14 protein-coding genes are annotated in these 13,985 nt (G+C 73.6%); 8 read left to right on the top strand and 6 right to left on the bottom strand.

The window, feature by feature from the left end; genetic code table 11:
* Window positions 1-75: 75 nt before the first annotated feature.
* The 3 genes from SM447_RS16260 to SM447_RS16270 all read right to left on the bottom strand — a co-directional run bounded on the left by SM447_RS16260 (window position 76) and on the right by SM447_RS16270 (window position 3,841).
* A complete protein-coding gene (locus SM447_RS16260; RefSeq protein WP_474573926.1) occupies window positions 76-1,446 on the bottom strand; it encodes a hypothetical protein in 1,371 nt (456 codons plus the stop codon).
* 186 nt (window positions 1,447-1,632) lie between these two features.
* The gene (locus tag SM447_RS16265) at window positions 1,633-2,730 is read right to left on the bottom strand and encodes a thiamine pyrophosphate-binding protein (protein ID WP_474573646.1); all 1,098 of its coding nucleotides are present in this window, start codon (window positions 2,728-2,730) and stop codon (window positions 1,633-1,635) included.
* The gene (locus tag SM447_RS16270; protein WP_474573647.1) at window positions 2,723-3,841 is read right to left on the bottom strand and encodes a baeRF2 domain-containing protein; all 1,119 of its coding nucleotides are present in this window, start codon (window positions 3,839-3,841) and stop codon (window positions 2,723-2,725) included. The genes SM447_RS16265 and SM447_RS16270 overlap by 8 nt, the downstream gene beginning before the upstream one ends.
* A 148-nt stretch (window positions 3,842-3,989) precedes the next feature.
* Here SM447_RS16270 and SM447_RS16275 point away from each other — a divergent pair, with 148 nt between their 5' ends.
* Entirely contained in the window at window positions 3,990-4,529 is a 540-nt protein-coding gene (locus tag SM447_RS16275) for a hypothetical protein (protein WP_474573648.1), read from the top strand.
* 46 nt (window positions 4,530-4,575) lie between these two features.
* Here SM447_RS16275 and SM447_RS16280 read toward each other — a convergent pair whose 3' ends face one another.
* Window positions 4,576-4,911 (bottom strand): DUF3817 domain-containing protein, encoded by a 336-nt coding sequence (locus SM447_RS16280; RefSeq protein WP_474573649.1) that lies wholly within the window; start codon window positions 4,909-4,911, stop codon window positions 4,576-4,578.
* 127 nt (window positions 4,912-5,038) lie between these two features.
* Between SM447_RS16280 and SM447_RS16285 the strand changes: the two genes are divergently transcribed.
* Entirely contained in the window at window positions 5,039-6,517 is a 1,479-nt protein-coding gene (locus SM447_RS16285; protein WP_474573650.1) for a glutamate-cysteine ligase family protein, read from the top strand.
* A gap of 85 nt (window positions 6,518-6,602) precedes the next feature.
* Window positions 6,603-7,736, top strand: coding sequence for a hypothetical protein (locus tag SM447_RS16290; RefSeq protein ID WP_474573651.1), 1,134 nt, complete (start codon window positions 6,603-6,605; stop codon window positions 7,734-7,736).
* 123 nt (window positions 7,737-7,859) lie between these two features.
* On the opposite strand, the gene bla is transcribed toward SM447_RS16290, so the two are convergent.
* Window positions 7,860-8,774, bottom strand: coding sequence for a class A beta-lactamase (bla, locus tag SM447_RS16295; protein WP_474573652.1), 915 nt, complete (start codon window positions 8,772-8,774; stop codon window positions 7,860-7,862).
* Between the two features lie 134 nt (window positions 8,775-8,908).
* On the opposite strand from bla, the gene SM447_RS16300 reads away from it, so the two are divergent.
* From SM447_RS16300 to SM447_RS16320, 5 genes are all read left to right on the top strand, one after another.
* Entirely contained in the window at window positions 8,909-9,790 is an 882-nt protein-coding gene (locus tag SM447_RS16300; protein ID WP_474573653.1) for a LysR family transcriptional regulator, read from the top strand.
* On the top strand, window positions 9,787-10,695 hold the full coding sequence (locus SM447_RS16305) for a serine hydrolase (protein WP_474573654.1): 909 nt from the start codon (window positions 9,787-9,789) through the stop codon (window positions 10,693-10,695). The genes SM447_RS16300 and SM447_RS16305 overlap by 4 nt, the downstream gene beginning before the upstream one ends.
* An 84-nt stretch (window positions 10,696-10,779) precedes the next feature.
* Window positions 10,780-11,241, top strand: a complete 462-nt coding sequence (locus tag SM447_RS16310; RefSeq protein WP_474573655.1) for a hypothetical protein — start codon at window positions 10,780-10,782, stop codon at window positions 11,239-11,241.
* The gene (locus tag SM447_RS16315) at window positions 11,235-11,459 is read left to right on the top strand and encodes a helix-turn-helix transcriptional regulator (protein WP_474573656.1); all 225 of its coding nucleotides are present in this window, start codon (window positions 11,235-11,237) and stop codon (window positions 11,457-11,459) included. Before SM447_RS16310 ends, SM447_RS16315 begins: the two co-directional genes overlap by 7 nt.
* Window positions 11,456-12,448, top strand: coding sequence for an NAD(P)-dependent alcohol dehydrogenase (locus tag SM447_RS16320; protein WP_474573657.1), 993 nt, complete (start codon window positions 11,456-11,458; stop codon window positions 12,446-12,448). The genes SM447_RS16315 and SM447_RS16320 overlap by 4 nt, the downstream gene beginning before the upstream one ends.
* 53 nt (window positions 12,449-12,501) lie before the next feature.
* Here the strand turns inward: SM447_RS16320 and SM447_RS16325 are convergent, their stop codons facing one another.
* On the bottom strand, window positions 12,502-13,836 hold the full coding sequence (locus tag SM447_RS16325) for a S8 family peptidase (protein WP_474573658.1): 1,335 nt from the start codon (window positions 13,834-13,836) through the stop codon (window positions 12,502-12,504).
* Between the last annotated feature and the right edge of the window lie 149 nt (window positions 13,837-13,985).

A 13,985-nucleotide genomic window follows, 5' to 3' on the forward strand; every position in this document is an offset into this window, starting at 1 on the left:
GCCGGCGGTGTTCCCGCTCCGTAGGTACTCAATCACGGGATCGCGGGTTCGCGAGGATGTTTCGTCAGCCCGGTCTCAACAGATCAGCAGGCCGTGGTGACCGCCGGCGTCCCGCAGCGCGGCGAGGGCCTCGGAGGTCGCCAGCGGCGCCGGGTTGGGCAGGTCGTACGGCTGGGCGCGGAGCACCTCGGTGGCCCGGCGGGTGGGTACCGAGGTGACCGGATAGCCCCGCGCCGAGGCGCGGTCCAGGGCCCGCCGCCGCCGGCCGAAGGCGGCGACCGCCAGCCACTGCGGCAGCCCGGCCAGGGCCGGTGAGCGTACGCCCGGCGGCTCCGGCAGCACGTCGACCGAGGTGAACGACTCGCTGCCGGCCAGCCACCACTCGACCTGCTCGACGCTGCGGCGGGTGGCGTTCTCGCACCAGTACGGCACCAGACCGGCCCGGAGCACCTGCCACGGGTCGAGCAGCCGGCCGCACTCGACGACCAGGCGGTCACCGGTCTTGCCGGCGGCCCGCAGCCAGCGGCGGTACAGGTCCGCCGTGGCCGCGCTGAGCGCGGCGGGCGTGGGCACCAGGATGCGGTGCAGCGGATGACCGTGCCGGGAGGTCCAGTCCCGCACACCCCGGTCGAAACCGGACTCCACGCCGTGTTCGGCGGCGGCGGGCGGGGCGGAGATCTCCGGCGGTGTCCAGTGCGCGCTGTCGCCGCCGGCCGAGCGTAGTACCTGCCGCAGCGCGTGGCTGTCGGGATGGAAGTCCACCGGGTGCAGGCCGCTGGCCGGGCAGCCGAGCTGGAAACTGTGCCCGTCGGCCGCGTCGACCACCGGCCAGGTCCGGGTGTCCTGCAACACCAGCACCGGCGCGCCGGGCGCCAGCCGGTCGGCCAGGAAGCTGCGGTACGCCGCCGGCAACGTCTGCCAGCGACCGGTCAGCGCCACGGTCGCCCCGGCCAACGCGCCCCGGCTGGCCGGGCAGTGCACCTGCCGCAGGTGCAGATCGGGGTTGCCGGCCAGCAGCCGACCGGCGAGCGCCGCGCCGTGGTCAAGGGCGGCACGCGGACGGTCCACCGCGCCCTGCGGCCAGTGCGCGATCATCTCGAAGCCGGCGGGCAGCCAGGGCATGCCCAGCGCCACCGCCAGGTGCGCGACGCCGCCGTGCGGGGAGCCCAGCAGCACTCCCGGGTACCGGCGACACGGATACTGGTCGACGAACCACCGGGCGACCCGGCCCGCGTCGACCTCGGCGGCCTGCCCGGCGGTGAGGGCGACCCGGCTCGCGGAGCGGATCGCCGCGGCCCGCCGCACCGGGTCGGGCGTGCCGGCGAAACGGGACACCGGTCCGGCGTGTCCGAGGTCGGCACAGTCACTGCCGCGCAGCGCGCGGGCGGTGGCCGCGACCAGGATGCGAACCGTGCTGCCGGCCGCCACGACCCGGTCGCCGGCCATGCCGGCACCGGCCGCCGTGAGTCCCGGGCGCACCTTGCGCACCGGCCCCACCTTGCCTCGATCGCTCACCACGCGGCCCGGCTTCCCGCCACGATGCGGGTTAAACAGGGCATCCCCCCACCGAGCGGCATCAACCAGGGGATCTTGTCCGTTCCCGGCGAGAGCGGAAAGCCCGCCATCGTCGGGTCAGGTGGCGTAGCGGGCCGGGAGAAGGCGTTGCGTGGACACCTCGACCAGCGGGTCGGTGAGCCGGCGCCACGAGCCGGGGGTCAGCGCGTTCGTCAGCACCTCCAGCACGCACGGCCGGTCGGCGGTCAGCGCCTCGTCACAGGCCGCGCCGACCAGCTCCGGCCGGTCGACGCGGATCCCGTGCAGGCCGAGCAGCCGGGCCCAGCCGGCGTACGGGACGTCGTCGGTCATCGGCCGGTCCCCGAGCCGGGGGTGGCCGGACCGGTTGTTGAACACCAGCACCACCAGCCGCGGGTCGGGCCACGACGACCGCCGTCGGGCGACGGTGACCAGTTCCGGCAGCCCCTGCGAGCGCATCCCCTCGTCGGTGAGCAGGGCGATCACCGGCCGCTCCGGGGCGGCCAGCTTCGCGGCGACGGCGTACGGCAGGGCACCGCCGGGCGGTCCGGCCGGACCCACCACGACGTGCGCCGACGTGCTCAGGTGTGTGGCCGGCAGGGTGCCGTCGACGATCACCGCGCCGTCCGGAGGCAGCCGGGCGGACAGTTCGTCGAGTACCCAGCGACCATCGGGCGCGGCGCGCGGGGCCGCGGTCCGTACCCCGCCGACCGGTGACGGGTGAGGCAGCACCAGGCCGACCGGGCGGCCACCGTGCGACGCGGCCCGCAGCGCCTCGTCCACCAGCTCCGGCACCCGCACCGGGTCCGCGGCGTAGCGGACGCCGTGGCACACCTCGGCGAGCAGTCGCGTAGTGACACCGACCTCGTCGTCCGGCACCGGGCCGGGCTCGGCGACGACGGCGAGCATCGGCAGCCCGGCGCGGCGGGCGGCGTCGAGCCCGGCGAGCACGCCCGCGGCGGCCACTCCGCCGGCCGCCAGGCAGACGCCCGGCCCACCGGTGAACCGGGCGTGGCCAGCCGCCATGACAGCGGCGCTGTCCGCGTCGCGGGCGGGGACAAGTTCCGGGTCGCCACCCGCGGCGTCGAACGCCTCGACCAGTGCCGCGACCGCCTCCCCCGGGTGACCGAAGACCCGCGGAACCCGCCAGGCCAGCAGTCGCGCGACGAGCGCGTCAGCCACGCTCGGGTCAGGCACCGCCCCGTCCCGGGGTGACCGGGTCGACGTAACGCAGCACCGCGCCCACCCCGTCCACCAGTTCCGGCGCCTCGTCGGGGCCGAGCACGGTCAGTTCGGCGTCGGTGCCCACCAGGGCACGCACCAGCGCCGCGTCCGCCCGGACCCGCTCCGGCTCGGCGACCGTGGCCAGTTGGCCCGGCTCGGTGGCGATGTCGGTGGCGGCCGGGCCGATCCAGAGTTCGCCGTCGGCCGACGGATCGTCGACGATGAGCATGGTGTCGACCTGGTTGCGCTGCAACGCGGCCACCACCGCGTCGAGCCCGGCGCCGACGTCCTCCTGCATGCCGAAGCGGTCCAGGGCCGCGGTGACCCGCTGGTCGGCGACCTCGGCGATGGTCTGCACGGTCAGGTCGTCCAGCAGGGTCTGCTCGGCGCCGGCGGCCCGGGAGCCGGCGTCGGTGCGTACCACCATGTCCTGCCAGCGTTCCGGCATCTGGGCGGCGATCATGCCGGTGGCCCGCACGTCGCCGGCCACCACCACCACGTCGGCGCCGACCCGCTCGGCCAGTTCCACGGTGGCGGCGGTGACGTCACCGGCGTTGTGATGCCACGCCTCCATCGCGGCCCGCTGGTACCGCGACTGGGACCAGCCACCGGGCTGGACCCGGCGCAGCTGGTAGCTCTCCCGGCCGGTCACGTGGGCCCGGCGCGGCACCCCACCGGCACTGACCGACATCGCGTCGGCACCGGTCCGGTCGGCCAGCACCCGCACCCAGGCAACCTGCTCACCGCGCTGGGCCAGCAACGGCATCACGTGCGGCAGCGGGGCGTACGCGGCCAGGTCGCGGCGCGGCGGGGCGGACAGGTACTCGGAGAGCACCACCCGTCCCTGCGTGCCGAACACGGCCAGCCCGTAGTCGCCGGGCATCGGGTCGTGCCCCCGGATCACCCGGTCGAGCGCGGCGACGGTCGGCTCGTCCGCCCCCTGCTCGGCCAGTCGCCGTTGCAGGCCACGCCAGCGCAGATCGAGTGCCGCGTGCGCGTCCTCGGTGTCGAGGGAGGCGTCCAGGTAGACCGAGCACCACGGGCCCGGACGCTGGTACAGCGGGCGCAGGAAGGACAGCTGCATGCTCGACCCCTTTCCAGCTCGGCCCACCGCATACCCGCGCCACCGTGCTTGTCACCTGCCGGCTGCCGCGTGACCGCTTTTCATTCACGTCGTTCAACCCCGAGGATCGATACGATCCGTATGCGTAGCCGGACTCTGGGTGGTGGTCATGGACACGACATCGTATTCCCGGCGCAGCCTGCACCCCACGGGGCGGATCCTCACCGCGCAGATCGTGCGCCTGATGGACGGCTATCCCCGCGAGGTGCGGGTGGGGCAGCCGGTGCTGGTGGTGGTGCTTGCCGCCGCCGGGGTGGCCGGCCTGCTCGCCCGGCTGGTGCGGGCCCTGCTCTCCACCGGCTCCGGCACGGGTCGGCGCAGCTTCAAGGAACTGAAGAAGGGCCCCGAATACCTGGTGACCCCGGTTCGCCTGCGTGACGCCGACGGCCGGTTCTACGAGGTGGAGCTGCACGGGCACCTGCCGCAGAGCGCGCTGCACCCGGCCGACCACGTCCAGCTGACCCTGCGCGACCAGGGTGATCCCGACCTGGCACCGAAGATCGAACGGATCGTCAACCTCACCACCGGGCAACTGCTCCGGCCGCGTACGGCCACCATGTGGTCGCACCTGGGGCCTCCGCTGCTGCTTCAGGCGCTGCTGGGGGTGCTGGTACTCGCCACGGTGGCCGCCTGCACGGCCCTGAGCTGACGCCTCCCCGCCCGACCCGTCGACCTCGACCGGGCCCGGTGCCGGTTCAGCCGACCACGGCCGGCTCACGGGCCGGCACGGTGACCTGGAGCATGCCGCGGCGACGCGCCCAGCGCTCGAAGACGACGGTGGCGAACGGGGGGACCGCGCAGGCCAGTGCCACGCCGGTGGCCAGCGGACTCCACCGGTGCACCCGCGCCACGGCGAGCACCAGCACGCCGTACGCGACGAAGAGCGCACCGTGGATCGGGCCGAAGATCTGCACCCCCAGCTCGTTGCCCGGCGGGCCGTACTTGACCACCATCCCGGCCAGCAGGCCGGCCCAGGAGATCGCCTCCGCGATCGCCGCCACCACGAACAGTCGGGTCACCTTCTCACGCACGCCGCCATGGTAGTGCGGCGTCCGAGGACCGCCCGCAGCGGCGATCCGACAAGCCGACGGAAGGGACTTCCGCGGGTGGCATGGACGTGCGACGTTTGGGGTACCAGCGGTGACAGGGTGGTGACCAATGGGCGAGGAAGTCGGCGTACAAACCTTCAGCCGCCAGGATCGGGCTCGCTACCGGGACAAGGTACGCCGCTGTCTCGACGTCTTCGCCGAGATGCTGCGCGAGTCCCGGTTCGACGTCGAGCGGCCGATGACCGGGCTGGAGATCGAGCTCAACCTGGTCGACACGGAGTCGATGCCGGCGATGCGCAACACCGACGTGTTGCGGGCGGTGGCCGACCCGAGCTTCCAGACGGAGCTCGGCCAGTTCAACGTCGAGATCAACGTGGCGCCGCGGCGGCTGGCCGGCAACGGCACCGCCGAGTTCGAGGAGCACGTCCGCGCCAGCCTGAACGCGGCCGACCAGCAGGCCCGCACGGTCGGCGCGCAGCTGGTGATGATCGGCATCCTGCCGACCGTGCTGCCGGAGCACCTGACCGCCGCGACCCTGTCGGCGAATCCCCGCTACGCGCTGCTCAACGAGCAGATCTTCGCGGCTCGCGGTGAGGATCTGCGGATCGCCATCAACGGGGTGGAACGGCTGGCGGTCACCGCCGACACGATCACCCCCGAGGCGGCCTGCACCAGCACCCAGTTCCACCTCCAGGTCGGCCCCGGCCAGTTCGCCGACTACTGGAACGCCGCCCAGGCCGTCGCCGGGATCCAGGTGGCGCTCGGGGCCAACTCGCCGCTGTTCTTCGGCCGCGAGCTGTGGCGCGAGACCCGCATCCCGCTGTTCCAGCAGGCCACCGACACCCGCTCCGAGGAGATCAAGACCCAGGGCGTACGCCCCCGGGTCTGGTTCGGTGAACGCTGGATCACCAGCGTGTTCGACCTGTTCGAGGAGAACGTGCGCTTCTTCCCGGCGCTGCTGCCGGTCTGCGATCCGGAGGACCCGTCCGAGACGCTCGCCGCCGGAGGCGTACCGGCCCTGGCCGAGCTGCGACTGCACAACGGCACCATCTACCGGTGGAACCGGCCCGTCTACGACGTGCTGCGCGGCCGGCCGCACCTGCGGGTGGAGAACCGCGTCCTGCCGGCCGGACCGACCGTGCTGGACACCATCGCCAACGGCGCGTTCTACTTCGGCCTCGTCCGCGCGCTCGCCGAGGCGGACCGGCCACTGTGGTCGCAGATGTCGTTCAGCGCCGCCGAGGAGAACTTCAACACCTGCGCGCGGCACGGCATCGACGCCCATGTGTTCTGGCCCGGTCTGGGCTACCTGCCGGTCACCGAGCTGGTGCTGCGCCGCCTGCTGCCGCTGGCCCATCACGGCCTGGAGCGGTGGGGGGTAGAGCCGGACGAGCGGGACCGGCTGCTCGGCATCATCGAACAACGCTGCCTGACCGGCCGCAACGGCGCCAGCTGGCAGGTGGCGACCCTGCACCGGCTGGAGTCGACCGACCAGCTGGACCGCCCGGACGCGCTGCGTGAGGTGGTGCGGCACTACGTGGAGCTGATGCACAGCAACCGGCCGGTCCACGAATGGCCGATCCCCTGACCAGCTCCCGACACAAAGCGTGACCGGCACGTCACAGCCGATACCGTGGGTGGGTTTCGTCCGCCGGGTGGAGAGGATCCCGCCGATGCCGCGGTCACCACGTCACGCCGTCCCACTCACCGTCGCCCTGCTCGTGGTCAGCCTGTCGCCGCCCGCCATGGCGAGCCCCGAGCTCGCGGGGCCCGACGCCGCCTCGCGCGCCACCGCCACGTCGGTCACGCCCACGTCCGTCGCCGCGACCGGGTCCCACCGGCAGGCGGTCGGTCGGAGCACGGTCGCCAGCGCGCCCGGCGAAGTCCGGACCACGCTCCGGGACGCGGCCACCGGCGCCGCCGTGCGGGGGTGCGTGTCACTGATCCCGGTCGACCGTGACCGGCTCACCGTCGTGGGTCTCGGCGAGGCGCAGGACGGCCAGCACGGCGGCTGCACCGGGCTCGACGGTGGCGACCTGGTCGCCATCAACGTGGCACCCGGCCGCTATCACCTGTTCGCCGAACCCTACGACGGCGGGCGGTACGGCCGGCAGTGGGTCGGTCGGCACGGCGGTACCGGGCAGCGGGAGCACGGGATCACCGTCAGGGTGCGTCCGGGCCAGACGGTCACCGTCCCGCCGGTCCGGTTCGACCCGCCGGGCAGCGTCACCGGCCGGGTCACCCGCGCGGCGGACGGTACCCCGGTCTACGGCGGATACGTCCTGGTCCTGCCGTTCGTCCCGCACCCCAAGTACGGCGACTACGGCCCGATGACCGGCGAGGACGGCCGCTACACCGTGACCGGCCTCGGGCCGTACCGCTGGCCGCTGTACTACACCGGCGACTACCTGGCCAGCCAGTGGTCCGGCGGGGTGGCCGACCGCACGAAGGCACGCCTGGTGCGGGTCCGGGCCGGCACGACCGTCACCGCCCCCGACCAGAGGCTGGTCGCGGGCACCCCGGTCAGCGGCACCATCGCCGTCGCCGAGCTGCCGAGCTACGCCCAGGTCATCGCCTTCCACGCACGCACCGGCGACGTGACGGGGGTGACCGACGTCGGCGACGACTACAGGCTGCGGCTGCTGCCCGGGCAGCGGGTGGTGCTGCGCTGCGATTGCGCGTACGCGCCCAGCCGCTGGTTCCCCAACGCCCTGGACATCTCCGGCGCGCAGTCACTGCGGATCGGACACACCCCGGTCACCGCCGACTTCGACCTGACCGGTCCCGCCACCGTCGCGGCCCCCTGACAAGCCGCCCCGGACCGGTCACCGCGCGGCCGGTCGGCGCGGCCCCGGACCGGACCGGGTCACTGACCGGCCACCAGGACGACCCGTCGCGGTCGCCTGGTGGCCGGTCACCGGCGGTCCGGTTCAGCGCAGCGCGTCGAGGGTGATCTCGGCGGCGCGGGCGAGCAGGGCGTCGTCGCGTTCGGCGTCCCGCTCGGCCCGGTCGGAGAGCACGGCCAGCACGATCGGGGCCCGGTCCGGCGGCCAGACGACCGCGATGTCGTTGCGGGTGCCGTGGTCGGCCGAGCCGGTCTTGTCCCCCACCGTCCAGCCGTCCGGCGCGCCGGCCCGGATCGTCTTGTCACCGGTGGTGTTGCGCCGGAGCCAGTCGACCAGCACGCCACGGTCCTCCGGCGACAGGGCGTCGTCGACCGCGTACGCCCGCAGCGAGGTGGCCAGGGCCCGGGGCGTGCTGGTGTCGCGGTCATCGCCCGGGACGTACTCGTTGAGTTCGGTCTCCCACCGCACCGGCTCGGTGACCTCGTCGCCGAGGTCGCGCAGCACCTGCTTGAACCCGGTCGGGCCGCCGAGCTGCCGGAGCAGCAGGTTCCCGGCGGTGTTGTCGCTGTAGCGCACCGCCGCGTCGGCGATCGCGCGCAGCGACAGGCCGGTGTCCACGTGCCGCTCGGTGATCGGCGAGTAGGTGACCAGGTCGTCGCGGGAGTAGGTGACGACCCGCTCCAGTTCCTCGGTGGAGGTCGCGGCGAGCACCGCGGCGGCGGCGAGCGCCTTGAAGGTCGAGGCGTACGCGAAGCGCTCGTCGGCCCGGTGCGCGACGGTGTGTCCGGTGCCGGTGTCGATCGCGTACACGCCGAGCCGGGCGTCGAACTCCCGTTCCAGCGGGGCGAAGTCGACCACCACCGGTGCGGCGGACGCCGACCAGTCGGCCACCGTCGGCATCGGCGAGGTCGGTGCGCCCGGTGAGCAGCCGGCGAGCAGGCCGAGCGCCAGGGCGGCGGCGAGCGCGACGGCACGGGTACGGCGGTTGGTACTGGTCACAACTGGGTCCTTCCCTCGATCAACCGACCCGGCGGACGTCATCCGGGCGACCGGCACCCAGGAAAGCAGCGCCGCTTGATGCTGTCGAAGACGCCAACGACAACACTCATGCCGGATCGGCATAGAATCCCGGCGTGGATCTGGTGGCGGCCTGCCGGGCGTTCGTGTCGGTCGGCACCCACGGCAGCTTCACCGTCGGTGCCTCCGTCGCCCGCATCCCCCAGTCGGTGGCGAGCCGACGGGTGGCCGCGCTGGAGCGCCACCTCGGCGGGCTGCTGTTCGACCGCACCTCGCGCAGCGTCACGCTGACCCCGTTCGGGCGGGACATGCTCGCCTCGGCCCGGCGGATCGTCGACCTGGCGGAGGCGATGGAACACGACGCCGAACGGGCTCGGCTGCGCCCGTTCCGGTTGGCCGTGCCGACGGTCTGCGCACCCCGGGCGCTGGCCCGGCTAGTGGTCGAGGCCCGCCGGCACGACCTGAACCTGGAGTTGCGTCGGGGCGAGCCGGCGGAACGGGCCCGGCTGCGCCAGAGCCTCGAGGTGCGGGCCGCGCTGGTCTGCGTACCGCCGGACGAGGCCGCGTGGCGGGTGCCGCTCGGTCTCGCGGGCGGCGTCGACCCGGGGGTCGACCTGATCCGTCTGGAGGCGCTGCGCGCGCCGCGGGCCGACCGCCGGATCCGGCGACGCCGGGTCTGGATCTCACCGGAGGACGATGTGCCGCACGTCCGCGATCCGATGACCCGACTGCGGGACGCCGTCGGGTTGCAGCCGACGCAGGTGGCGGTCGCGGCGTCCGTGGTCGACGCCGCCGCCGAGGCGCTCGCCGGCACCGACCTGGTGCTCTGCTCCCCCGCCGAGGCGTACGAACTCGGACTGCACTGGCGGCCCCTGGGCGAGCTTCGACCGGTTCGCGGCTACCAGGTGACGGCCGGCGTCCGGGAGGACGCCGAGCGGCTGCGCGGCGTGCTGGGTGCCGCCGTGGCCCGGTGCCTCGGCGTACCGGAGGCGGCGTGACGGTCGGTCGGCTGCTCCGGACCGCCCGGGAGACGTTGCGCGACGCGGGGCTGCGCGGCTGCCTCCTGGTCCGTGACCTCGACTCCGGCGACGAGCTGGGGCTCGACGCCGACGTGGTGCTGCCCGTCGCGTCGCTGGTGAAGGTGCCCCTCGCGGTGGCCACCGTGGACCGGATCGAACGCGGCGAACTCGACGGTGCCACCGGGGTCACGGTGGCACCGGGCCGGGTACGGACTCCCGGCCCGACCGGACTGAGCCGGTTCCGGCACCCGGCCACCGTGGCCATCGACGACCTGCTCTACCTCAGCGTGGCGATCAGTGACGAGGGTGCCTCGGACGCGCTGTTCGCCCTCACCCCGCCGACGGCGGTCGCCGGCACGCTGCGCCGCTTCGGCATCGACGGGATCAGCGTCCGGCACCGCACCCGCGACCTCACCGACACCCCGGCAGAGCGGTTCGCACCGGAGGAGGTGCACCTCGCGCACTCCCTCGCCGCCTCCGCGACCACCGCCGGTCAGGGCCACCCGGTGGCGCAGTTGGACGTGGGCCGGGCAAACGCCGGCTCGGCCCGCGCCTTCGTCGAGCTGCTGCACGCGCTGTGGCGCCCGTCGCGGATCCCGACGGCGGTGGCCGCCCGGGTACGCGAGTTGATGGGCGACAACCTGCTGCGCCAACGGCTCGCCCCGGACTTCAGCTCCGACGCCTCCCGCTGGTCGTCGAAGACCGGCACCCTGCTCAACCTGCGGCACGAGGTGGGCGTGGTGGAACACGCCGACGGTCAGACGTACGCCGTGGCCGCGCTGAGCGAGTCGACGGTGCCGGCCGCCGTGCAGCCGCAGGCCGAGGCGGCGCTGGCGCAGGTGGCCCGGGAACTGCACGACGCCCTGCGCGCCTACCGACGCTGACCCCGAGCGTGGCGGACGCCCGGCGGCGACGCGATCGCATGTAAAAGTTTCTAGACATGATGTCGAAGACGCCTTACTCTGAGCATGTCTATGATTCTTTACATCGAGGAGTCGGTGATGACGCACCAGGAGAAGCGCGCCTGGATCATGCTGGTGGTCAGCGCGGTCGGCTACGCCATCTACGTGGCCGTGATCCTGAGCCGGGCCGACGACGGGCGGCTGGCCTCGACGCCGTACGCCGGCGCTCTGTTCTGGACGGTCGGCGGGGCGATCGCCGCCAGCATGCTCCTCGAGATCGGGCTCGGCGTCGTGAATCCGCGCGCCTCGCGGGTCAGCGACGTGCGCGACCGGGAGATCGGACGACTCGGTGACCACGTCGGGCAGGCGTTCGTGGTGATCGGCGCGGTGTCGGCGATGCTCATGGCGATGGCCCAGTGGCACTGGTTCTGGATCGCCAACGTGATCTACCTGTGCTTCGTGCTGTCGGCGGTGGTCGGCTCGCTGGCCAAGGTGATCGTCTACCGCAGGGGCGTGCCGCAGTGGTGAAACCGACCCGCGTCACCAACAACATCCGGGCGCTGCGTTTCGCCCACGACGAGATGACCCAGGCAGCACTGGCCGAGCGGATCGGCGTCACCCGACAGACCGTCATCGCCATCGAGCAGGGCCGCTACTCCCCCTCGCTGGAAATGGCCTTCCGGATCGCGCACGTGTTCGGCGTACGGCTCGACGAGGTGTTCCAGTATCCCGAGGAGGCGTCATGAAGGCCATCGTGCGCGATCACTACGGCCCGCCGTCCGTGGTCCGGCTCCGCGACATCGAACGTCCCACCGTCGGCGAGCACGAGGTGCTGGTGCGGGTGCGCGCCGCGGCGGTCGACCCGGGCGTGTCGATCTTCCTGGCCGGCCGCCCCTACCTGGTACGACTCGCGTCCGGGCTGCGTCGTCCCCGGGTACCGGTACTCGGCCGGGACCTGGCCGGCGTGGTGACCGAGGTCGGCACCGGGGTGACCCGGTTCCGGCCGGGCGACGAGGTCTTCGGCACCTGCCTGCGCGGGTCGTACGCCGAGTTCGCGGCCACCCACGAGCGGCGGCTGGCCGCCCGGCCGGCCACCGTCTCCTTCGAGCAGGCCGCCGCCGCGCCGGTGTCCGGGATGACGGCCCTGCGCGCGGTCCGTGACACGGGCCGGGTGCGTGCCGGCCACCGGGTGATGGTCATCGGCGCTTCCGGCGGCGTCGGTTCCCAGGCCGTGCAGATCGCCAAGGCGTACGGGGCGACCGTGACCGGCGTCTGCGCCCCGGCCAAGACCGATTTCGTCCGCTCCCTGGGCGCCGATGACGTCCTCGACTACACCCGCGAGGAGATCGACCGGGACGGCCCCGTGCACGACGCGGTGATCGACACCGGCGGCAACCGTCCGCTGTCGCTGCTGCGGCGAGCGCTCACCCCGCGCGGGACGCTGGCGTTGGTCGGCGGCGACTGGACCAGGGGCCCGCTGCTCGGTGGCTACGGTCGGCAGGTACTCGGTGCGCCGCTGCTCTCGGCGGTCATCGGCCAACGGCTGCGCGCGGTCAGCGCGGTCGAGCGCACCGAGGATCTCGAAGAGCTCCGTCACCTCATCGAATCCGGTGCGCTCGTCCCGCCGGTCGACCGCGCCTATCCGCTCGCGGAGGCGGCGGACGCGCTGCGCCACTTCGCCGACGGGCACCCCGCCGGCAAGGTGGTGGTCACCGTCGGAGCCCTCGACGAGTGAGCGGTGGGCCCGACGGTCCCACCCGGCACCGACCGGGTGGGACCGCGGCGACCTCAGGAGGAGGGCACGTACAGCAGGCGGCCGGTGGTGTTGGGCCGGGTGTTGAAGACGACACCCGTGGTCGCGTCGGCCACCACCCGGGCGTGCACCTGGGCCGGGGTCCAGGTCGGGTTCGCGGCGAGGATCAGCGCGGCGGCCCCGGCCACGTGCGGCGCGGCCATCGAGGTACCGGTCCTCGTCGCCACGGCGGTGTCGCTGACGTAGCCGGCGGAGACGATGCTCTGTCCGGGCGCGAACAGGTCCACGCACGGGCCGTGGTTGCTCAACCAGGCCGCCCCGTCATCCGGCCAGGTCGAACCGACGGTCAGCGCCGCCGGAACGGAGGCAGGCGTCTTCGTGCAGGCATCGCCGCCGTCGTTGCCCGCGGACGCGACCACGGTCACCCCCGAGTTGACCAGCCCGGTGGTCGCCACCTCGATGGCGCTGGTGCTGCCGGAGACCGGCCAGCCGAAACTCATGTTCGCGACGGCGGGGCGCTGCGCGTTCGCGGTGACCCAGTCGATCGCCTGGGTGGTCGTGGCGATGTCGCCGGTGGCGTCACACGCCCAGACCCGCACCGCGACCAGGGTGACGTTCTTGGCGACCCCGTACGTCGCGCCGCCGAGCGTGCCGGCGACATGGCTGCCGTGCCCGTAGCAGTCGTCCGCCGCCCCACCGTCGACCACGTCGATGCCGTTGACGACCCGACCGCCGAAGTCCTGGTGGGTGAAGCGGATGCCGGAGTCGATGACGTACGCGTGCACGCCCTGCCCACCCGAGGGCGGGTAGCTGAACGAGTTGTCCAACGGCAGGTTGCGTTGATCGACCCGGTCCAGTCCCCACGACGGCGGATTCGGCTGGGTGCTCAGCGGCGTGGCGGACGTGGCGGTCCCGGTCAGTCGCACCCGGCGGTTCTGCTCGACGAAGGCCACCGACTCCTCGGCGGCGATACGCCGGGCCGCCGCCGCGCTGGCCCGGATCGTGAAGCCACGCAGGGCGGCCGAGTAGTGGTGCTCGACCGTCCCGCCGTGCCGGCCGACCAGCACCCGTGCCGTCCGCTCCACCGCGTCCCCGGCCACTCGACGGGCCGCTGCGGGCAGGACGCCGGCCGGCACCTTGCCGTCCGGCGCCAGCACGCCGCTGTCCCTGAGCACGACGCCGTCCTTCAGCACCACGACGTAGCTGTCCGGAATCGCGTCGGACGCACCGGCGCCGACGATCGTGACTGGCCCGGCCGCCACCGGATCCCCCGCGCCGATCAGCGACGCCGCGGCGACCGCGACGGCCGCCGCCATCGCGACGGGCCTGCGCAGGGTGAGCCGGTACGAACTGGTCTGCGGTAGCCGCATCTGCTGCCCTTCCGACCGACCCCCGTTGCGGTCCCCGTTGTTCCGCAGTCAACCGGGGCCATCGATCTCCGGCGATGCTATCCGGCCGCGGCCCGCCCCGCCGCCCCGCCGGGCGACCGCCTCCGCTTGAGGAATCATCGACCGATGGG

It is taken from the genome of Micromonospora aridisoli (genome assembly GCF_056150025.1).

Bases quoted from the DNA above. Each gene is read 5' to 3' on its own strand.
- SM447_RS16260 (WP_474573926.1), bottom strand. From the start codon at position 1,446: ATGGCCGGCGACCGGGTCGTGGCGGCCGGCAGCACGGTTCGCATCCTG.
- SM447_RS16270 (WP_474573647.1), bottom strand. From the start codon at position 3,841: ATGCAGCTGTCCTTCCTGCGCCCGCTGTACCAGCGTCCGGGCCCGTGG.
- SM447_RS16275 (WP_474573648.1), top strand. From the start codon at position 3,990: ATGGACACGACATCGTATTCCCGGCGCAGCCTGCACCCCACGGGGCGG.
- SM447_RS16285 (WP_474573650.1), top strand. From the start codon at position 5,039: ATGGGCGAGGAAGTCGGCGTACAAACCTTCAGCCGCCAGGATCGGGCT.
- SM447_RS16290 (WP_474573651.1), top strand. From the start codon at position 6,603: ATGCCGCGGTCACCACGTCACGCCGTCCCACTCACCGTCGCCCTGCTC.
- SM447_RS16310 (WP_474573655.1), top strand. From the start codon at position 10,780: ATGTCTATGATTCTTTACATCGAGGAGTCGGTGATGACGCACCAGGAG.
- SM447_RS16320 (WP_474573657.1), top strand. From the start codon at position 11,456: ATGAAGGCCATCGTGCGCGATCACTACGGCCCGCCGTCCGTGGTCCGG.
- SM447_RS16325 (WP_474573658.1), bottom strand. From the start codon at position 13,836: ATGCGGCTACCGCAGACCAGTTCGTACCGGCTCACCCTGCGCAGGCCC.